Origin of the sequence: Marinobacter sp. F4206 (assembly GCF_019392195.1) — a bacterium.
Taxonomy (GTDB): Bacteria; Pseudomonadota; Gammaproteobacteria; order Pseudomonadales; family Oleiphilaceae; genus Marinobacter.
This window is the reverse complement of the sequence record NZ_JAHXKI010000001.1, coordinates 270,925-290,383: the sequence shown is the minus strand read 5'-3', so window position 1 is coordinate 290,383 and position 19,459 is coordinate 270,925. Positions and strand designations below refer to the sequence as shown.

Annotated in this window: 21 protein-coding genes and 1 tRNA gene; 10 read left to right on the top strand and 12 right to left on the bottom strand. The window is 54.1% G+C overall.

Annotated features, from left to right (window positions below; genetic code table 11):
- Positions 1–4: 4 nt before the first annotated feature.
- On the top strand, positions 5–652 hold the full coding sequence (locus KZO34_RS01420; protein ID WP_219472614.1) for a multidrug transporter: 648 nt from the start codon (positions 5–7) through the stop codon (positions 650–652).
- Between the two features lie 69 nt (positions 653–721).
- On the opposite strand, the gene KZO34_RS01415 is transcribed toward KZO34_RS01420, so the two are convergent.
- Positions 722–1,036 (bottom strand): SCP2 sterol-binding domain-containing protein, encoded by a 315-nt coding sequence (locus KZO34_RS01415; RefSeq protein ID WP_219472613.1) that lies wholly within the window; start codon positions 1,034–1,036, stop codon positions 722–724.
- Between the two features lie 230 nt (positions 1,037–1,266).
- Here KZO34_RS01415 and sohB point away from each other — a divergent pair, with 230 nt between their 5' ends.
- Both sohB and KZO34_RS01405 read left to right on the top strand, forming a co-directional pair.
- Positions 1,267–2,331 (top strand): protease SohB, encoded by a 1,065-nt coding sequence (gene sohB, locus KZO34_RS01410; RefSeq protein WP_219472612.1) that lies wholly within the window; start codon positions 1,267–1,269, stop codon positions 2,329–2,331.
- Between the two features lie 23 nt (positions 2,332–2,354).
- On the top strand, positions 2,355–3,353 hold the full coding sequence (locus KZO34_RS01405) for a YhdH/YhfP family quinone oxidoreductase (protein WP_219472611.1): 999 nt from the start codon (positions 2,355–2,357) through the stop codon (positions 3,351–3,353).
- 58 nt (positions 3,354–3,411) lie between these two features.
- Here the strand turns inward: KZO34_RS01405 and KZO34_RS01400 are convergent, their stop codons facing one another.
- The 4 genes from KZO34_RS01400 to metH form a co-directional block, all read right to left on the bottom strand.
- Complete coding sequence (locus KZO34_RS01400; RefSeq protein WP_219472610.1) at positions 3,412–3,918, bottom strand: DUF934 domain-containing protein; 507 nt, start codon at positions 3,916–3,918, stop codon at positions 3,412–3,414.
- The gene (locus KZO34_RS01395) at positions 3,911–5,563 is read right to left on the bottom strand and encodes a nitrite/sulfite reductase (RefSeq protein ID WP_219472609.1); all 1,653 of its coding nucleotides are present in this window, start codon (positions 5,561–5,563) and stop codon (positions 3,911–3,913) included. Before KZO34_RS01395 ends, KZO34_RS01400 begins: the two co-directional genes overlap by 8 nt.
- 391 nt (positions 5,564–5,954) lie before the next feature.
- Positions 5,955–6,191, bottom strand: coding sequence for a DUF2970 domain-containing protein (locus KZO34_RS01390; protein ID WP_219472607.1), 237 nt, complete (start codon positions 6,189–6,191; stop codon positions 5,955–5,957).
- A 40-nt stretch (positions 6,192–6,231) separates the two neighbouring features.
- Positions 6,232–9,930, bottom strand: coding sequence for a methionine synthase (metH, locus tag KZO34_RS01385; protein WP_219472606.1), 3,699 nt, complete (start codon positions 9,928–9,930; stop codon positions 6,232–6,234).
- A 243-nt stretch (positions 9,931–10,173) separates the two neighbouring features.
- Here metH and nfuA point away from each other — a divergent pair, with 243 nt between their 5' ends.
- The 3 genes from nfuA (at position 10,174) to KZO34_RS01370 (ending at position 12,582) form a co-directional block, all read left to right on the top strand.
- A complete protein-coding gene (gene nfuA / locus KZO34_RS01380) occupies positions 10,174–10,761 on the top strand; it encodes a Fe-S biogenesis protein NfuA (protein WP_219472605.1) in 588 nt (195 codons plus the stop codon).
- A gap of 221 nt (positions 10,762–10,982) precedes the next feature.
- Positions 10,983–12,182 carry a hypothetical protein gene (locus KZO34_RS01375; RefSeq protein WP_219472604.1) on the top strand — a complete coding sequence of 400 codons (1,200 nt, stop codon included), beginning with the start codon at positions 10,983–10,985 and terminating at the stop codon, positions 12,180–12,182.
- A 37-nt stretch (positions 12,183–12,219) separates the two neighbouring features.
- Positions 12,220–12,582: a hypothetical protein gene (locus tag KZO34_RS01370; protein WP_219472603.1), complete on the top strand. Its 363-nt coding sequence runs from the start codon at positions 12,220–12,222 to the stop codon at positions 12,580–12,582.
- 3 nt (positions 12,583–12,585) lie between these two features.
- Here KZO34_RS01370 and KZO34_RS01365 read toward each other — a convergent pair whose 3' ends face one another.
- The 5 genes from KZO34_RS01365 to KZO34_RS01345 form a co-directional block, all read right to left on the bottom strand.
- Positions 12,586–12,912 (bottom strand): TusE/DsrC/DsvC family sulfur relay protein, encoded by a 327-nt coding sequence (locus KZO34_RS01365; RefSeq protein ID WP_219472602.1) that lies wholly within the window; start codon positions 12,910–12,912, stop codon positions 12,586–12,588.
- Positions 12,913–12,915: 3 nt separating this feature from the next.
- Positions 12,916–13,197, bottom strand: a complete 282-nt coding sequence (tusB, locus tag KZO34_RS01360) for a sulfurtransferase complex subunit TusB (RefSeq protein ID WP_219472601.1) — start codon at positions 13,195–13,197, stop codon at positions 12,916–12,918.
- Positions 13,198–13,230: 33 nt separating this feature from the next.
- Entirely contained in the window at positions 13,231–13,581 is a 351-nt protein-coding gene (locus KZO34_RS01355; RefSeq protein WP_219472598.1) for a DsrE family protein, read from the bottom strand.
- Between the two features lie 2 nt (positions 13,582–13,583).
- A complete protein-coding gene (tusD, locus tag KZO34_RS01350; protein ID WP_219472588.1) occupies positions 13,584–14,000 on the bottom strand; it encodes a sulfurtransferase complex subunit TusD in 417 nt (138 codons plus the stop codon).
- Between the two features lie 91 nt (positions 14,001–14,091).
- Positions 14,092–14,790: a Bax inhibitor-1/YccA family protein gene (locus KZO34_RS01345; protein WP_219472587.1), complete on the bottom strand. Its 699-nt coding sequence runs from the start codon at positions 14,788–14,790 to the stop codon at positions 14,092–14,094.
- Between the two features lie 209 nt (positions 14,791–14,999).
- Here KZO34_RS01345 and KZO34_RS01340 point away from each other — a divergent pair.
- From KZO34_RS01340 to KZO34_RS01325, 4 genes are all read left to right on the top strand, one after another.
- Positions 15,000–15,090, top strand: a tRNA-Ser gene (locus tag KZO34_RS01340).
- A 400-nt stretch (positions 15,091–15,490) separates the two neighbouring features.
- Positions 15,491–15,928: a hypothetical protein gene (locus tag KZO34_RS01335; RefSeq protein WP_219472585.1), complete on the top strand. Its 438-nt coding sequence runs from the start codon at positions 15,491–15,493 to the stop codon at positions 15,926–15,928.
- 38 nt (positions 15,929–15,966) lie between these two features.
- Entirely contained in the window at positions 15,967–16,641 is a 675-nt protein-coding gene (locus tag KZO34_RS01330) for a hypothetical protein (protein ID WP_219472582.1), read from the top strand.
- A gap of 536 nt (positions 16,642–17,177) precedes the next feature.
- Positions 17,178–17,645 carry a hypothetical protein gene (locus KZO34_RS01325; protein ID WP_219472580.1) on the top strand — a complete coding sequence of 156 codons (468 nt, stop codon included), beginning with the start codon at positions 17,178–17,180 and terminating at the stop codon, positions 17,643–17,645.
- A 93-nt stretch (positions 17,646–17,738) separates the two neighbouring features.
- Here KZO34_RS01325 and KZO34_RS01320 read toward each other — a convergent pair whose 3' ends face one another.
- Complete coding sequence (locus tag KZO34_RS01320) at positions 17,739–18,746, bottom strand: hypothetical protein (RefSeq protein ID WP_219472578.1); 1,008 nt, start codon at positions 18,744–18,746, stop codon at positions 17,739–17,741.
- Between the two features lie 415 nt (positions 18,747–19,161).
- Positions 19,162–19,296, bottom strand: coding sequence for a hypothetical protein (locus tag KZO34_RS18585; protein WP_257900132.1), 135 nt, complete (start codon positions 19,294–19,296; stop codon positions 19,162–19,164).
- Between the last annotated feature and the right edge of the window lie 163 nt (positions 19,297–19,459).

Genomic DNA, 19,459 nt, shown 5'->3' with positions numbered 1-19,459 from the left:
CGCAATGTCTCACGAGCTGGCAGCTATTGTCCTGGCCGCAGCCGGAGCGCTTCTGGTTATCGTCGGCCTGTTGTTTTTCCTGCGCCCGCGCTGGTTGCTGGGCTGGCTGAAAGGCATGGCTGTTTTCGGCTTGATGCTGCTGGGTGCCTATGTTCTGGTGATTGCGGTTAACATTTCCGGGTATCAGTCGCTGGAAGGGATGCAAACCGTAGCGACAATTTCGACCCAGCGTGAAGATGACCAGCTTTGGCGCGTTACCCTCGAACCACGCGATGATTCGCCTTTCGTGGAGACCTTGAGAGGTGATCAATGGCAGGTTGATGCGCGGATTATCCGGTTCTCGGGGCCTTTGCGTTGGATCGGTATCGCACCAGGCTATCGTCTGGAGCGGTTGGGGGGACGATACACCTCGCTTGAGCAGGAGCGCTCTCAGCCGAGATCGGTTGTTGGACTGGGTGATGTGACCTGGCCGGATTTGTGGGCCTTGGACCGGGAATTCAACATGCCGTTCATTGAGGGCATTTACGGCAATGCCACCTTTATGCCGATGCGGGATGGCGCCCTGTTTGACGTGCGACTGTCGACGTCAGGTCTGGTTGCGGTGCCGGTGAACCAGCAGGCTCGCGAGGCAGTTCAGGAGTGGGACCAGTAGAACGGCAATACTGAAGCAAAAAAAACCTGCGCGTTGCGCAGGTTTTTTTGTGAACTGCGGTCAGGGCAATCAGCCCATCTTGAACAGTTCGCCCAGCTTGGTCGCCAGCATCATGTCGCCTTCAGCGCGCAGCTGGCCGGCCATGAATGCCTGCATCCCGTCGGTCTCGCCGGATACGATGCCCTGCAGAGTCTCGGAGTTCATGATCAGGGTAACGGAAGGATCGTCATGCGGGCCTTCGTGCAGTTTGCAGGTGCCATCGTTGATGACCAGGTGGTAAGTTTTGTCGTCTTCGATATCGAACTGGAATACCAGGTCCAGGCCTTGCGCCGCGTCTGCGTTGAAGTTCTGTTCGAGCTGTTCAAATACCTGAGCTACAGACATTGTTCTACCCTTTGTGATGATTGTCTTGTCATGGCGACGGCTTAGATCTCCCTGGCTGCTGGAGCCTGAGCGGGATCCCGTCTGGAGCCGACCTCGCAATCCGACTTTATGGTTAGTGGCAAGTTGTGTCAAGCTCGATCGAACGCTTGTTTTAATTATTTTTCTCTTCTTATCACTATAAATTCGGTAAGTTACACTCTGACGTTTTCATAATCGCACGGAGAAGTACTTTGGAGTTCCTGACAGAATATGGTTTGTTTCTAGCCAAGGTTGTCACCTTTGCCGTGGCGGCGATCGTTGTGGTCGCTGTCATCATTTCGGCGGCACAGAAAGATCGTGACGATCATGGCGGCGAGGGCGAGTTGAAAATCCGAAAGCTGAATGAGAAGTACACCAGACTCCGTGAGTCCATTCAGGCCAGATTGATGTCGGATTCCGAGCGCAAGGCTTTCGAAAAGAATCAGAAAAAAGAGCAGAAGGCCAAGAAAAAGGCTGAAAAGGCCCAGCAGAAGGAGGGCGTTGCGGAGAAGGACTCGCGCAAGCGGGTCTATGTTCTGGACTTCGATGGCGACATCAAAGCGAGCGATACGGACCCTTTGCGACGTTCAATTACGGCAGTCCTGAGCGTGGCCGACGCTGAGCGGGATGAGGTGGTAATTCGACTGGAGAGTGGCGGTGGTTTGGTTCACTCCTATGGCCTGGCCGCGGCCCAATTGGACCGGATTCGCAGTAAGGGTATTCCCCTGACGGCTTGCGTCGACAAGGTGGCCGCCAGTGGCGGGTACATGATGGCCTGCGTCGCCGACCGAATCATTGCATCGCCATTCGCTATTCTTGGATCCATTGGGGTGGTCGCCCAGTTGCCAAATTTCCATCGGTTTCTGAAGAAGAATGACGTGGACTTTGAAGTCCTGACGGCCGGTGAGCATAAGCGGACAATGACCATCTTTGGGGAAAATTCCGACAAGGGACGCCAGAAGTTTCTTGAAGACCTGGAAGACACTCATGTGTTGTTCAAGGAATACGTAAGTGAGCGTCGCCCGGACATCGACATCGGTGCGGTTGCGAACGGTGACATATGGTTTGGCAAGCGTGCGCTGGACGTCAACCTCATCGATGAGATCAAGACCTCCGACGAATATCTCATTGAAGCCTGTGACCGGGCGGACGTAGTGTCGGTGAGGTATCAGCGCAAAAGGTCGCTTCCGGAAAAACTGGGACTTGCGACCAGCGCTGCGCTTGAACACACGGTCTGGCGGGTACTCAGTGCCTTTCGGAATCAAAACATGCAATAACAGTTGCAGAGTGGGGGATAACAATGCCAACGAACACTGAATTCAAAGCCTGGCGGGTTGAGGAAAAAGACGGCGGCTACGTGGGCGGCGAACAGACTCTGAATATCGGGGATCTCCCGCAGGGCGAGGTTCTGATCCGGGTTTCCCATTCCTCACTGAACTACAAAGACGCGTTGTCCGCCTCGGGGAACAAGGGAGTTACGCGGAGCTTCCCGCATACGCCGGGCATTGATGCTGCCGGCGAGGTGGTTGAGTCTTCGTCTCCAGACATTGCTTCCGGCAGCAAGGTCATTGTCACCGGGTATGATCTGGGCATGAACACAGATGGCGGCTTCGGCGAGTACATTCGAGTTCCTGCCGGCTGGTGTGTCCCGATGCCGGCGGGGTGGGACGCGCGGAAGGCCATGATTTATGGCACGGCCGGCCTCACAGCAGGCTTGTGCGTTCAGAAGCTGCTCACCATGGGAGCGAGCCCGTCTCAGGGACCGGTTGCGGTGTCCGGTGCAAGCGGTGCGGTTGGCAGTGTCGCGGTTGAACTGCTGGCAAAGCTTGGATTCGAAGTTGTGGCCATCAGCGGGAAGGCCGATCACGCTGATGACCTGAAGGCGCTGGGCGCCGCAGAGGTGGTTGGTCGCGATACGTTAGCGGAAGAGAAAAAGCCTCTCGTGAAACCTGCGTTCGGGAACGCTGTGGACACTGTCGGTGGTGGCCCGCTGGCAGAGCTCCTCAAGCAGATCAAGCCGGGTGGATCGGTCTCCTGTTGCGGACTGGTTGCCGGCCCCCAGCTCCAGACCACAGTTCTTCCATTTATCCTGCGCGGGGTCAACCTGCTCGGTGTCGATTCGGTGGAAATTCCGCTGACGGAGAAACGGTCGGTGTGGGACAAATTTTCCGGTGAGTGGGCCTGCCCGAAAACCGAAGGGTCCGCCCGGGATATCGGTCGGTCTGGCCTCGATTCCGCATTGAAAGCTTTTCTGGAAGGGGCTTCGGCTGGAAAGATCGTACTCGATCACAGCCTTTAAATAAGAAAGCCTGCCATTCGTGGCAGGCTTTTTTGTCTCAGTCCGTTCTACCGATCCTTCAGGAGGCTCGGCGCCGAAACAGCGGAACATCTGTATCCGTTGCTGCCTGGTAGCCCTGGCTGAAGAAGTTGAGGCAGCGGGCAGCCTTCTCAATATCCTTGTCCGGACGCAGTGCGTATGTGTTGAAGCCGCAGCGCTTCATGAACTGTAGCTGATCGAGCAGCACATCACCGATGGCCCTGAGTTCATTCTCGTAGCCGAAGCGTTCGCGCAGCAAACGGGCGATGCTGTAGCCGCGGCCGTCGCTGAACTTTGGAAAGTTGACGGCAATGACCGGCAGCTCGTTCACCTTGCCTTCAAGGATTTCCGGCTCATCGTGGCTATCAAACCAGACACCGATGGCATCGTTGCCGGTAAAGTGCTCGTAGCCAGCCAGCCAGAGGTCCGCCGGAATCAGGGCTTTTCCCTGTTCCGGAATGTCGAGGGACTCGCCCTCGGCGGGCCGGGGAACGACGGTCCAGTCATCCTGTCGGATGCTGCCATCCTGGAAAATTACATCAGGCATAAACCCGCTCCTTGAAGGGATCAATTCCAACACGGCGATAGGTATCGAGGAAGGTTTCTTCCTCGGTACGCTTGTCGACGTAAACATCAATGATCTTGGCAACGACCTCCGGCATGTCGTCTCGGGCAAAGGAGGGGCCGAGGATCTTGCCGATGGCGGCGTCGTGATGGGAGGAGCCGCCAAGGCTGATTTGATAGAACTCTTGGCCTTTCTTATCAACACCGAGCACGCCGATGTTGCCGACGTGGTGATGGCCACAGGCGTTCATGCAGCCGGAAATATTGAGGTCGATGTTACCCAGGTCGTAGAGGTAGTCGAGGTCATCAAACCGGCGCTGAATGGCCTCCGCCACTGGAATTGACTTGGCGTTTGCCAGTGCACAGTAATCGCCGCCGGGACAGCAGATAACGTCGGTAAGCGTATTCAGATTGGCGGTGCCAAAGCCCATGGGGGTCATGGCCTGCCAGAGTTCCAGCAATCGGTCCTGACGGACGTCCGCCAGCACCACGTTCTGCTGGTGAGTTACCCGGACCTCTCCGAAACTGAAGTCTTCAGCCAGATCGGCAATTTGCTCCAGTTGACGGTCGGTGACATCGCCCGGCGGTGTACCGGTCTTTTTCATGGTCAGGGTAACGATCGCATAACCCGGCTTTTTGTGGGCGTCGACGTTGTGGCTCAGCCACTGGTCGAATTCCCGGTTTTCAAAGCGCTGCCTGGCCAGCAGGTCGGTTGCGTTATCGGTGACTGTGTAGTCCGGCTCGGTGAAATAGGACTGAATCCGGTCGATGGCGTCCCGGGTCAGGCGGGTCGGAGAGTTCTTGATGTGCTCCCATTCGGCCTCCACCTTCTCGGCAAATCCCTCGGGGGTCAGCGCCTTCACCAGGATCTTGATACGAGCCTTGAACTTGTTGTCGCGGCGACCATAGCGGTTATACACCCGCAAAACGGCTTCGAGGTACGTCAACAGATCCAGTTCCGGCAAGAACTCACGGATAACCGGACCAACCATGGGGGTGCGGCCGAGACCGCCGCCAACGTGAACGCGGAAACCGAGTTCGCCGGCATCGTTCCGAACCATCTGCAACCCGATGTCGTGAACCTGGATGGCCGCCCGGTCCGTTTTCTCGGATGCGTTCACAGCTACCTTGAATTTGCGTGGAAGGAAGGCGAATTCCGGGTGAAATGTCGACCACTGGCGAATGATTTCACAATAGGGGCGCGGATCAGCGATTTCGTCTGACTGTACGCCGGAAAACTGATCAGTGGTCGTGTTCCGGATGCAGTTTCCGCTGGTCTGATTGGCGTGCATTTCGACTTCGGCCAGCTCGGCAAGAATGTCCGGCACATCTTCCAGCGCCGGCCAGTTCAGCTGGACATTCTGGCGGGTGGTAAAGTGGGCATAGCCTTTGTCGTAGTCGCGGGTAATACGCGCCAGGCGACGCAGCTGGTCGGACCGGAGCATGCCGTAAGGAACGGCGATCCGGAGCATGGGTGCGAGACGCTGGACATACAGCCCATTCTGGAGGCGAAGTGGAAGAAACTCCTCCTCGGCCAGTTCACCGGCCAGGGCGCGCTCGGTCTGGTCTCGGAATTGGGCAACGCGCTCGGCAGCGATTTGCCGATCGTGTTCGTCGTATACGTACATAAGAAACGTCCTGCCTAAAAGCGTCGTTACGGCCTTCTTTGCGCGGATTTTTTGAATCCGGAGAGTCGGGGCCTTATATCTGCCGGGCAGGATAGCACCGTGTTTTTATTCTTAAAATGATTATTTCAAAATATGTTTATCGATTCAGGCGATAAGCGGAGCAAGGCCAGACTGGACGAATGCCGCTTTAAAGGCTTTACTGATCAGAGGGTAGAAACGTTTTCGTTTGTCCCTGTCGAATAACAAAAAGACTCACGAGTAAAAGATCCAAAAGAGGAAAGCTCAATGAAGAAATCCGCGCATTCAGACAGCCAGGCTGATGCAGTTGCCGCCGTTTTGCTGGTCCTACTCGCCGTTGCCTTCGCTGTGGTGTGGGTATCCGGTCAGTAACTTACTGGTTGGCCAGCACCATCTGCACAATCACGATCAGCCCGATGACGAAGCCCGCGGTAAACAGAACACCCGCAATAATGTAGGGCCACGGGCTGTGGCTTGAGAAATCCTCTTCCCGGCGCTTGTCCGACTGGACGCCGAAGGCGCCGGCAAGAATGCTCTGCATGACTTTCAACACGCCCGGGCTTTGGGGCTTTCGATCCTTGTGGTTTTTGGTGCCGGACGTGTTTGTCATAGCGTTACCTATTTCTGATGATCGTCGCGTTCCGTTCAGGTTATTCGGCGGGATCGTAGGCCAGACTGGGAGCCAGCCAACGCTCTGCTTCCGCCCTGGAAATGCCTTTGCGTTCAGCATAGTCCTCAACCTGATCTGCGCCAATCTTGCCGACCGCGAAATACTTTGATTCCGGATGGGCGAAATACCAGCCCGAAACCGCAGCAGTAGGAAACATCGCGAAGTGTTCCGTCAGTTCAATGCCAGTGGTTTGCGTGGCATTCAGGAGCTCGAACAGGGTCGCCTTTTCCGTATGTTCCGGGCAGGCGGGATAGCCCGGGGCGGGGCGGATCCCACGGTAACGTTCCTTGATCAGATCCTCATTGGCGAGGTTCTCATCGTTGGCGTAACCCCAGAATTCCTTTCGAACCCTTTCATGCATGCGCTCGGCGAAGGCCTCTGCAAGACGGTCCGCCAGTGCTTTGACCATAATGGCGTTGTAGTCGTCGTGGCGGTCTTTGAATTCCAGGGAGAATTCTTCCGCACCAACACCGGTCGTGACCGCAAAACCGCCAACGTAGTCACAGGCGTCGGCCCCCTCCGGGGCAATGAAGTCAGATAGCGCCATCATGGGCTTTCCGGGAGCCTTTTCATCCTGCTGGCGCAGGTGATGAAGGGTGGTCAACTCCTCGCTGCGGCTTTCATCTTTGTAGACGACGATGTCATCGCCTCGACGACTGGCGGGCCAGAACCCGATGACCGCACGGGCAGTGATCCGCTTCTCATCAATCATCTGGTGAAGGATCTTCTGGGCGTCGTCGAACAGGCTTCGAGCGGCGTCGCCACGCTTGGGATCGTCGAAGATGCCTGGATACTTGCCCGACATGTCCCAGGAAATGAAGAACGGCGTCCAATCGATGTAGTCCACCAGTTCATTCAGGTCATATTCCTCGAACACCTTGATCCCCGTGAATGCAGGCTTTGGTGGGGTGTAATCGTCAAAGGCGATTTCCGGGGCCCGCGCCCGAGCTTCTTTGAGCGAGACCAGCTTGGTACGGTCACCCCGGTTCTTGCGGCGCTCACGAATTTCGTCGTACTCGACGCGCGCGGCTTCCACCAGGCCGTCTTTGCCGGTCTTGCTCAACAACTGGGAGGCGACGTTCACGCAGCGGGAGGCGTCCGATACGTACAGGGCGATGTCGTTCTTGTACTGGGGTTCAATCTTGACCGCCGTGTGGGCCTTTGATGTCGTGGCGCCACCAATCATCAGCGGAATGTTGAAATCCAGACGCTGCATCTCCTTGGCGACGTGAACCATTTCGTCCAGGGAAGGGGTGATCAGGCCGCTCAGCCCGATGATGTCCACGTCTTCTTTCTTCGCGGTCTCGAGGATCTTGTCGCAGGGCACCATCACGCCCAGGTCGATCACTTCGTAATTGTTGCACTGAAGCACCACGCCCACGATGTTCTTGCCGATATCGTGGACATCGCCCTTCACCGTGGCCATGAGGATCTTGCCCTTGGCCTTCTGATCCTCGGTTTTCTCGGCTTCGATGTACGGAATAAGGTGAGCGACCGCCTGTTTCATGACCCGGGCGCTTTTAACCACCTGGGGCAGGAACATCTTGCCGTCGCCAAACAAGTCACCAACCACGTTCATGCCGTCCATCAACGGGCCTTCGATGACCTCAATCGGGTGGCTGGCGTTTTGGCGACAAGCCTCGGTATCGTCGACGATGTAGTTGGTGATGCCCTTGACCAGCGCATGCTCAAGGCGCTTCTCGACCGGCCATTCACGCCAGGCAAGATCCTCCTCCTGGGTTTTGCCGCCTTTACCTTTGAAGCGTTCGGCAATTTCCAGCAGTCGGTCGGTGGAATCGTCCCGACGGTTCAGGACGACGTCTTCGACCAGTTCCTTGAGCTCCGGGTCAATTTCATCGTAGATCACCAGCTGGCCCGGATTCACAATGCCCATGTTCATGCCCGCTTTGATGGCGTGATACAGGAAGACCGAGTGGATGGCCTCGCGCACCACGTCATTGCCGCGGAACGAGAACGAGACGTTACTGACGCCCCCGGAGATGGAGGCGTGGGGCAGGTTTTCCTTGATCCAGCGGGTCGCGTTGATGAAATCGACGGCGTAATTGTTGTGCTCTTCGATGCCGGTGGCGATGGCAAAGATGTTGGGGTCGAAAATGATATCCGCCGAGTTGAAGCCAATCCCGGTCAGCACATCGTAGGAGCGTTTGCAGATCTCGGTCTTGCGTTCGTAGGTGTCGGCCTGCCCCTGCTCGTCGAAGGCCATGACCACCACAGCGGCGCCGTAGCGCATGCAATCTTTCGCCCGTTTGATGAACTCCTCTTCGCCTTCCTTCAGGCTGATGGAGTTGACCACCGCCTTGCCCTGAATGCAGCGCAAACCGGCCTCGATCACTTCCCACTTGGAGGAGTCGATCATGATGGGGACGCGGGAGATGTCGGGTTCCGAGGCGACAAGGTTCAGGAAGGTAACCATGACCTCCTTCGACTCCAGCATCCCTTCGTCCATGTTGATGTCGATGATCTGGGCGCCGTTCTCTACCTGATCACGAGCGACGCTCAGCGCCTCCTCGTACTGCTCTTCCTTGATCAGTCGCAGGAAGCGCTTGGAACCGGTGACGTTGGTGCGCTCACCAACGTTGATAAACAGGGTGTTCTCATCACCGGTAAATGGCTCAAGACCGGACAGTCTCAGGGCTTTCTTGCGTTCGGGAATCTTGCGCGGCGGATACTTGGCAACCGCCTGCGCGATGGCTTCAATGTGATCCGGGCGTGAACCGCAGCAGCCACCGATGATGTTAAGGAAGCCATCCCGCGCGAAGCCCTCGATGATCTCGGCCATCTCTTCCGGGGTCTGGTCGTATTCACCGAATTCGTTGGGGAGGCCAGCGTTCGGGTGCGCACTGACATAGGTTTCGGCCTTGGCCGAGAGTTCCTCGACATAGGGGCGCAGGGCATCTGCCCCCAGTGCACAGTTGAGGCCCACTGAAATCGGTTTGGCGTGTGCGACGGAATTCCAGAATGCTTCGGTGGTCTGGCCAGAGAGCGTTCGACCCGAAGCATCGGTGATGGTGCCGGAAATCATGATCGGCAGTTCGATGCCGCTGTCTTCGAAAAACTGCTGGGTGGCGTAGATGGCCGCCTTGGCGTTCAGAGTATCGAAGATGGTTTCGATCAGGATCAGGTCACAGCCGCCTTCAACCAGGCCGCCGACTGCTTCGTAGTAATTGTCGACCAGAGTCTGGAAATCGACGTTCCGGTAACCCGGGTTGTTTACGTCCGGCGAAATGGACGCGGTCCGTGAGGTCGGGCCAACGGCGCCGGCAACGAACCGCGGTTTGGCCGGATTGCGCTCGGTAAACTCATCGGCAACGTCCCGTGCCAGCTTCGCCGCCGCAACGTTGAGTTCCCGGGCGATCGGTTCCAGTCCGTAGTCCGCCTGAGAAAGCTGGGTTGAGTTGAAGGTGTTGGTTTCAATGATGTCTGCGCCGGCATCCAGATAATCGGCGTGAATGTTGCGAAGCAGGGCAGGCTGGGTCAGGTTGAGCAGGTCATTGTTGCCCTGCACCTCCCGTTCGTAATCAGCAAACCGATCGCCGCGAAACGCCTCTTCGTCCAGCTTCAGGTTCTGGATCATGGTGCCCATGCCGCCATCAAGAATCACAATGCGTTCCTGCAGGGCTTTGTGGAGCTGTTCCAGACGGGTGTTGCGATCGGTCATATCAATACTTCCGGATGTCGTTTATAACGTCGTGTTTATCTCAATGGCGCGGGATAATAGCAAAAATGCGCTAGCCCGTCTTAGTACGAATGACCATTATCACCTGCCCAAATGAGCGGGCGCACACAGATCTGGTCGTACGTGAAAGTCATTACGCGTATAAAGACCAACCAATTTACTTGGTCTTTCATGTTCGCGAGAAGTCACTTAAAATGAAGTCAAACTTCCAAATGGGTTTAAAACATGGCATTGGTTACTGTGACAGATCCCGCCCGGGATTATCTTGCACAACTTATCGAAAAGCAGGACGTGGACGGTATGGGCGTCCGAATTTTCGTGACCCAGCCCGGCACCAAGAACGCCGAGACCTGTCTGGCTTACTGCCCGCCCAATGAGGTTGTTCCAACCGATGAGAAGTTGGATCTGGAGAAGTTCACCCTGTATCTGGACCATAACTCGGTGCCGTTTCTGGAAGAAGCGTTCGTCGATTATTCCAAGGATCAGATGGGTGGCCAGCTGACGATCAAGGCGCCGAACGCCAAGGTCCCGAAGATTGATGATGATGCGCCTCTGCCGGACCGCGTGAATTATATTCTCGCGTCTGAAATCAACCCGAACCTTGCCGCTCACGGTGGCGACGTTTCCCTGGTGGAAATCGTGGACGAGTCGGTTGCCGTACTGCGTTTCGGCGGCGGCTGCCAGGGCTGTTCGGCGGTCAGTCTTACCTTGAAGCAGGGCGTTGAATCCACACTGAAAGAGCGGGTTCCAGAAATTACCGCGGTTCGGGATGTGACGGACCACTCCAATACCGAAAACGCCTACTACCAGTAAGACGCCTCTCCTTTCGAGCCGCCACGCTAGCCAGGGCGTGGCGCGTCTCGCTCAAATGCTGCCGCAGTACCGCTGTTTTGATGGCTTCACGGCCAATGCTCCTGATTTCGAAATACCTCATTATCAGTCACATAAACTGAATCTGCGTGCGGCTATAATGCATCACGAGCTGACCGTTTCCACGGCAATCTTGGGCCGCCAATTGTTAACCGGGGTTTCATTTGTCCGACCTTGCACTTCTGTCCCTGCCGATCATGGCCGCTGTCGTTGGCTGGTTTACCAACTGGCTTGCGATCAAGATGTCGTTCTATCCGGTTCAGTTCATTGGCGTCGGCGTATTTGGCTGGCAAGGCGTCATTCCCCGCAAAGCGGAAAAGATGGCGCATATCTGTATCGACCGTACCTTGCAGCAATTCGGTGACCTGAACGCCGTCTACCAGAAACTTGAACCGCAGCGAATTGTCGAACAGGTTATTTCCCAGGTGACCCCCAGGCTCGACGAATACATCGACGAGGTGATGTATGAAATTCAGCCGGTGCTCTGGGACAATTTGCCGCTGTTTGTAAAAAACCGTATCTATCAGTGGGCCCGGGAACAGTTGCCATCACGAGTGGAGGAACTGGTCGAGGATTTTGGTGACGACCTCGATGATCTGGTGGATCTGAAGGCGTTGCTCAGTCGGGAGCTTGAGAAGCATCCGGACCTGATGAATCGCATCTTTCAGCAGGCCGGAGCGGTGGAGCTGAAATCGGTTATTAACCGTGGCGCCATCATCGGCGGTATTCTGGGGGCTCTATTGATCCCACTTTGGACCCGTTACCCCGAGCCGTGGTTGTTACCGATCGGGGGCTTTGCCATTGGTTTCGTGACCAACTGGGTTGCCATTAACCTGATTTTCGCCCCGCTCAGACCCAGGCGGTTCCTGTTCTGGAAGGTCCAGGGGCTTTTCCTGCGCCGACAACCCGAAATCAGTGATGTCTGGGCGAAGTTGGTGGCAGAGGACCTGATCACGGTTGAGAAGGTGGCCGACGCCATGCTCAATGGCCGGCATGGTGACCGGACGCGGGCCATCATTCAGAAGCACCTGCGGCCTCTGCTTGATAATTCGGTGATCATGAAGCTGACGGCACAGGTGACCGTTGGTATGACGGGATACACCGAGCTGAAGAAAGCGATGAATCAGAAGGCGGTCCTCGCTACCCGGGACGTGTTCAGCGATCCGGCTTTCAATCGGGAGCGCGCCCCGGTGGTGGCTGAAGTGCTTTCGGGCCAGATGCGTGCGCTTGGGCCGTCGGAGTTCCAGGATATTCTTCGTCCGGCCTTCCGTGAGGAGGAACTTCAGTTGATGATCGTGGGAGGGATCTTTGGTGCGCTGGCGGGTCTGGCCCAGTTTGTCTCGCTGGTAAATCTGAGCTTTTAATCGAAGACGTGCGTCTTGAGGCGCGAGGAGAGCAATCATGCCTGCTTCGGGGGCAATAGTGATACAGGTGCTGGCCACCGCCGTTACGGTAGCGTTGGTGCTGTTCGGGTTCTGGGGACTGATAGTCCGTCCTTATCTGGACCGGAAAGTGTCGGAGGTGATACAGGCCTCGCAGGAGATCGAGTCGAAAGTGACTCGTGGTGTGAAGCGTGGCGTTGAGGAAACCATTCGAGAGTTGCCGGAGAGTGCTTTGGATGGAACGGTAAAGGAGTCGACCCGCCAGTTCCTGAAATTCGGCTCTGGCCTGTTCGAAAACGGACTGAGCAGTTTTCTCGGTAGCGCGGCCGACCTGGAGCGCAAAGCCGAGGCCGACCGCAGGGGCCAGCGATCCGCCGACTGAGCGCTACAGGCAGTTGGTGGGGCGGGGGAGGCCGGCAATACGGCAGGCGGTCTTGGCCGGGGTTCCCGGGAACAGCTGCATCAGGTAAATGCTGTTTCCCTTTTCCTCGCCCATGGCATCCTTGACGGCTTTAACAAACAGCCGATTTGAGGGTGGCGACATTTCATGTTCCTTGTAAAACTCCCTCAGGAACATAATGATTTCCCAGTGGTTTTCATTTAGATTCAAGCCGTCCTCATTGGCGATTGCCTCTGCCGTTTCACGGCTCCATGCCGAGGCATCCTCCAGAAATCCTTCGTTGTTTCGTTCCGGGGTTACGCTTTTAGCCATGGTTCACCAGCTGATTACCCGCTCTGCCTGAAGTGTAAGGCCGACCCATTCCGAATAGTCGACCAGTGAATCGGTGTGGCTGCTGTCCGAGAGGCCTCGTGCCGACACATCGGCACTCAGTGCGTACACCTGCGCGGAATGAAAGTTTTTGGCCGCAAGCAGGCCCAGCACGCCGTTTTCGATCAGTATGATGGCATCATCAGGGCCAAGCATCCCCAGGCATTCGTTAAATCGGGGATGATCCGGCGTTTTATTCAGGACATGCAGAGTATGCAGTTTGTTCATTCTTGGGTTCCGAGTCTTGTTCCGGTGGCCGGATCAGCCTGCAAAGGCGGCCTGGGAGAATTGTGCCAGGAGGTCGGCGTTCGCATCGGTCATGGCGACCCCGTCAGGCAGTTCCGCAGGCGTAATGCCATATCGTTCGCAGGACCTCCGGTCGGCCAGAATGTCTTCAATTCCAAAAACAGGCGCGGCTGCCAGGTTCTTCTCAACCGATTTTTGCCCGATGCTGGAAGTGTTCTGCCCTTGGCGCAGCCAGTTAACCCCGGCACCGGTAAATAACAGGCTTGCAGGCTGGTCGAAGGCTGCCAGTGAAAACGCCATGTCGAGGGCTTCACGACCGGCCCAGCCGCCATAGGGTGGCTGATCAATGATGATGAGCGTGCCCATTCTCAGTTCCCTCCATGAAAATACAGGGTTCTGGAGGATTTGACGTTGCCTTCCACCCACTCGCCAAGACCGGCAATGGTGAAGGGCGATAGAAGGTTGTTGGCGCTCAGCTCGTAGCGCTTCTGTTCCGGAGCATCCACGAGTCCCCGCCGTAAGGCAGAGGCTATGCAGGCAATCCCCGGAACCTTGTACTCCTCAAGGAACGCGGCCCAGTCCTTTGGCCAGTGCGGCTCGTCGGAGGGTGGCGCTACAAGGGCAGAGGCCAGGTGCACACCGTCGCCATACAGGAAGACCCGGTCAATAGCATGTCCGGCAGCTACGACGGCCCTGGCGTAGGCCAGGGCCGTCTGTGGCGCCTGTGTGGAATAGGGGGCGCCGGTAATAACCAGGGTAAAGGAACGCGGGTCAGGACTGTTCATGATGATGGGTCTGGCCGGAAAGTTTTCAGTTTACATAAAGCAAAAACCCCGGCAAGAGCCGGGGCTGATTGAGCGAATACCGATTTGGAAATCAGTCTTCGCCGCTGAATGCAGACAGCAGGTGAAGCAGGCTGACAAACAGGTTGTAGATGGATACGTACAGACCAACGGTTGCAATCACGTAGTTGCGCTCTCCGCCCTTGATGATCTGGCTGGTTTCAAACAGGATCATGATGGAGGCGAAGATGGTGAAGCCTGCCGAGACCGCCAGTTGAAGAACTGAGCTTTCCATGAAGAAGGCCAGCAGCATGGCACCGATCAGCACGAAAGCGCCGGCGGTCAGGAAGCTGGACAGGAAGCTGAAATCCTTCTTGGTAATGATGGCGGTTGCTGACAGACCGACAAACGCCACCGCCGTCAGTGTGAGCGCCTGGGCAACAATCTGAGAGGCTCCGGCAGCCACAAATGCGCCGATGATCGGGCCCAGGGTGTATCCCATGAAGCCAGTCAGGGCGAACGTGGTGACAATACCCCAGGGGCTGTTCTTAAGCTTGTAGGTGGCGAACAGAAGGCCGATGTAGCCGACAATGGTAATCAGGAACCCGGGGTGGGCGCCGTTCATGTTCAGGAATGCGGTCAGGGCCGAGAAGGCCAGGGTCATGCCCAGAAGCATGTAGGTATTTCGCAATACCTTCATTGCATCCGCGCTAATTCCGGTGGTCGTACGTTCCGTCTGGGAGGCCGAGTAGGCTCCCTGGTCATTTTGAACGCCGAATCGTCTGTCTTCCATTGTGCTCTCCGTTAATAACGTCTGGATACTGCCTTCCATCATAGTGTCAGAAACGCAAGTTTCAATCATTTACGACAGGAAACTACGCTGCGGATTCCATTAAAAGCTGTTAATGCTAGAAAATCCGGCGGGTTTTATGCAGGGCGTTGACAGCGCAGGCAATTCCGGTATCATGCTCACCGCTGTCGCAACGGCAGTAATGGAAAAACGGTGGGCTGGCAGAGTGGCTGAATGCAGCGGTCTTGAAAACCGCCGAAGGTTAATAGCCTTCCCGGGGTTCGAATCCCTGGCCCACCGCCATTTTCCTGCACAGATCAATGAATTACCCCTCTTTAATTTGTCTATCTACTTTCCTACCTATCAACATAAAAGCGCGCTAACAGTTCCTAGATTTCGTCTCGTCTCCGTTGTTGTTCTTGTCCTGTTCTGGCGGAACTGGTTACGCTCCAGTAATTATTGACCATACTGTCGATTCTTCGATTGTCGTTCGAATCAGTCTAAAGAATCTTGGCGAATACCCTTTGGGCAGAAAGGGTGACTTTGCAGCTAAATTTGATCGTGCATCTCCCAAACGCTATCGGTCGCATCGCTGTATCGATCCAGTTTTGGTTGGTGGGACAGGTATTGCTAATCAGTTGGTAGCTAAAGGAATTGCGCGCCGGTACGATGGTGGCCAAAACACGGATCGTGCGAGGATTTAATGTCTGAAGAGAGCAAAAAAGTAGTTGAGAGGATACGGGCAAGCCTTCCGAAGCTTTTTGTCGAAAATAAGCCTGTCTCACGTGAGCTTATTGACGCCCGGTTTCGGCAATCTCTTTTTTACGCCGTCAATGAAGCTTATAAGCACGCGGACAATGGCGGCAAGGATCCGCAGGAGCTGACAGAGCAACTAATCAAAAATGATCTGCCTCGCCAGCAATTCTATCGAGAATTTCATTCCGGAATATCTGTGCTCATAGCCCGAGAATCCCGTCAGATGGATGAGCTCAATCAGTTAAAGATTGTTGAACATGCTCAGGGAAGACGAAGTGCGCTTTGGCGGTTCGCAAGTACGTTGGCTGTGGGTTTTGCTATTCTGATTATTTATGCAATTGCAGATTTTTGTGAAATCGCTTTACCGCTTTCCGGAATCCGATAGGGCAAGGAATTGCCAGCTAGCAGAAGGTAGGGATGATAATGAATTTTAAAGAGCATCTGCTCGGAGCGGCCCTTGGGAGTATAGGCACGTTGCTCGTCATGGGCGCGGCCTACGTGTACGTTATTAAGGACAACACGCGAGAACTTGGTTACTTAGCAGACCGTCTAGCAAAGCTTGAGAGTGAGCAAAAAGTCCAACTAGGAAGTCTTGAGGGCGCTCTGGATGAGTCGCGTAAGCGAATTGGTAAGTTGAACCTTTTTATTGTTTCGGTACATCCGGACAAATATTCACCAAATATCTCTAGTGTTGAAAAGTTCCGGGATCTTTCTGCTGCAGGTTTGGAATCCTTTGCTCAAAATGTATCTGATACCCTGCCTGTGTATGAGCAAGTTCGTGCTTCACTGGATTCAGTAGATGAGAAACGCTTAGATTTATTGCTGGAGGAGTTCGAGAACGGGCGCCAGTGGGAAGGAGGAGGCGTTCAGCGAGTAGCACGGCAACTTGGTATAGAGTCTAGCCGCTTTAAAGACCTACAAACGAATGTTGAGTTGCAGGACTATCTTGAAAACAATGACATGAATGCCCACGACTTGAACTTCGCCTTGGAAGTAATGTCGTCAGAAGAGTCTCCAGCGGAAGGTGATCATCTAAGGGAGAAAAAAGATCAAGTGGTCGAAAGGCTCCTGAAAGAGTCTTTAAGCCTTGATGATTAGAGTTAGAGTTAAAAGCAAATAGACCGCCCCGAAGGGCGGCCCGACTGCCCGATACCCCACCAGGCGCGTCGGAGTGCTTGGCTTTGGCGAACATGTATCGACCGGCGCCAAAGGACCTACCGCTTTCGGGGACTAGTGCGGCCGGGCTGGTTGCCACTCTAAGAGTGTACGGAAGTGGCTCTGCATTCCTGATTTGCCGCGCCGGGCACGCGGTTCAAATATTTAAATAGTAATGGTTAGATCGATCATCTGGCCCACCGCAAAGTTTTCACGAAAGTCAGGGGCTTGCCGTTCCTTTAACTCGACGTCTTCCTCTTAGCCTATCACCGCGACAACGGTCGATTGACTAGCGAAACTGGTGGCTTTTACCTGTTAAGTAAGCATCCTTCCATCTGTGAGATATCTGTAGTTTCGATTTGAATGGCTCTTGGATTCAAAACCTCCCTGCTTGTAGTTGCTTTTAGTATTTTCTCTGCTGTCTATACGAATCTTGAGCTACCATCTAAGCTTATTGTTCATGGCTAAGGGACTAGTATATGAATAGATTTTTTGTTGGATTAGCGTGGTTGATTCTCACGACCCACTGTATAGCTGTTGAACCCAACAGGTATCAAAAATTTCTGGAAAAAGAGAGACCGCAAGAGCTCGACGTCTTAGCTCAAGGCGGGATGATGTGTTTATTGAACCGATCCCAGCTCAATGAGGTTGTGAGGGGGGAAGCACTCAAACACAAGATTAAGCCTCTTTTTGAGAGTGTTGTAAGCGAGGGTTTCTATCTTCATGCCCTGCTAAAATGCAACCCATATTCTCTAGAACCATACATCTTCGCATATTCGGTTGAGGTACGATTTATGGCGATTAACTCCGGTTATCGTTATGCGTACTTCAAGGAATATTCAGACCTAGGTACTGGCAGCGATCCTAAAGAGGCGTTGGAGTCGTTTAGAGAGTCAGTTCAATCAGCCTTGCTCGATTACGTTGAAGCAAATCTTGCCAACTTTTGAGAGGCGGATTAGGTAATCGGGCAGGAGGGAAAAAGTGCCTGAGTCTGAGTGAACTGAGTTGCTTTGAGCGGACCTAGAATGATTTTACGGGGCCTATGACTCAATATCCCTAAGGATCTTTTTATAGGCCACAGTGTGTGGTTCAACTTGGCGGTTGAAGATGATCTTCGTTTGATTTCCTTCGGGAGTGCTCTGCTGGCCGAAAATATGCGCTGTGACTACCGTCCCCCCATAGATGTTTTCACCCACTGAGTACATAAAAGCAATTGGCGCCGTTCCCAGACCAGAAATATACATGTTTGCTGTCTTCGTCTCTCCGGGTTTGATTAGCTCTACTGAGTTGGAAAATGATGCTTTCGATTTTCCGTCGCGGATAAAAAACCTGAGATTAGTTATTAAACCGAGGCCATGGTTATCAATTTGCAGCGTGCCTGATAGCTTACCTTCCCCTCGATTCAATGAAATCAGATTCAATTTATCAAAAGCAAATCTAACGTTGGAATTGGGATGGTCTGTGAAGCTCAAAAAGATTAGGGGCCTAACACTATGATGACGCTCTTCCGAAGCTAGTTTTCTTGATTCGTGGATGCTAGTAAATAGGCTTATTATTGCAATCGATGTTGCAAAAAGAGGGAGGAAAATGGAGAGGTAGTCTTTCATTCCCGAGATTGTCACTATTTCGGGGGGAGTCAAGGCGAAAATAAATCCGCTGGCTATCATCGAGGCACTTAGCAGGGCACCCAGATGCCACGATATCGTTTTCACGAAAAGGCTTGTATTTTCTCGTAATAGTTTCAACTGGGATTTGAAGTTAAGAGATTGCAATAGCTCCAGCTGTCGTCTCTTTATTTTATCTCTATGGCGAAGTTGGATTTTTCCATCTTTTAACTTCAGCCCCTTCGGCTCAAAACCAAGCCCTTTGATTCTGTCTATTTCTTTTTTCGTGGTTATGAGAGCGGATAGACCTCTTTGCTGGTGGAATCGACCAACAGTCATATAGTTTTCGATTGTCCCGTCTAGTTTGCAAAAAGCAATCGCCCAGGGGGACTCTTCGGTAATCAAGTTTCCGACTTTAGGTTCATCGACTTCTGGATTTTCCATATAGAGCTTTTTGTGTTTCGTCGCCGTGTTATTTTGGAGAGGGCCGCAGTTTGCGCTTAGTTTCTCTACAGGCAAAACCTCACATCATTAAAAACATAACATTATGCCATTCCGCATAACAGAAACCGTGGCCTTCTTTTATTACATAAATCACCAATAAGGCAAGCGTTCCCTATAGTCGTTTTTCTCTCATATAATTTTCGAGATTATTTTTTCGTGGTCTTAAAAATTCGACTACCCGCACCGGCCCCGAAGCAGGCGCTATCTACTTTTTCACTGCCCCCCCCCTGGGCTTCTGAGCGGCATATCTGGTACGTGCGTCTCATCAGTGTAGTCCGCTACCGGGACAGGACGGCGGCGGATTTAGTGGCTTCAACTCCGCCTGAGCCTTGAGACAGACTCCCGCCTGTTTGTGTCAGTAACGTGCAACGATCAGGTTGTAACATGCCGCCAGCAGCAGGGTTGCCGCTTCGGACACGTCGTCGGATAGCTCTAGGGCGTTCTCAGTCAGCTTTACAGCTGCAGCGGTCAGTTGTTCATTTGTTTTCATTTTTCGTTGCTCCAGATGGTTTTCACAGTTGTGCCAGCTTTGGGGACACCCGGCCCACCCAGGACACCTGTTTCTGTACTGGCGGTACTTCCTTTTTCTTTCTCAAGTAAAAAAAATAGGGAAATTAGATTCTCTGCAGTACAGGAACGGGTGTCCTGCATGT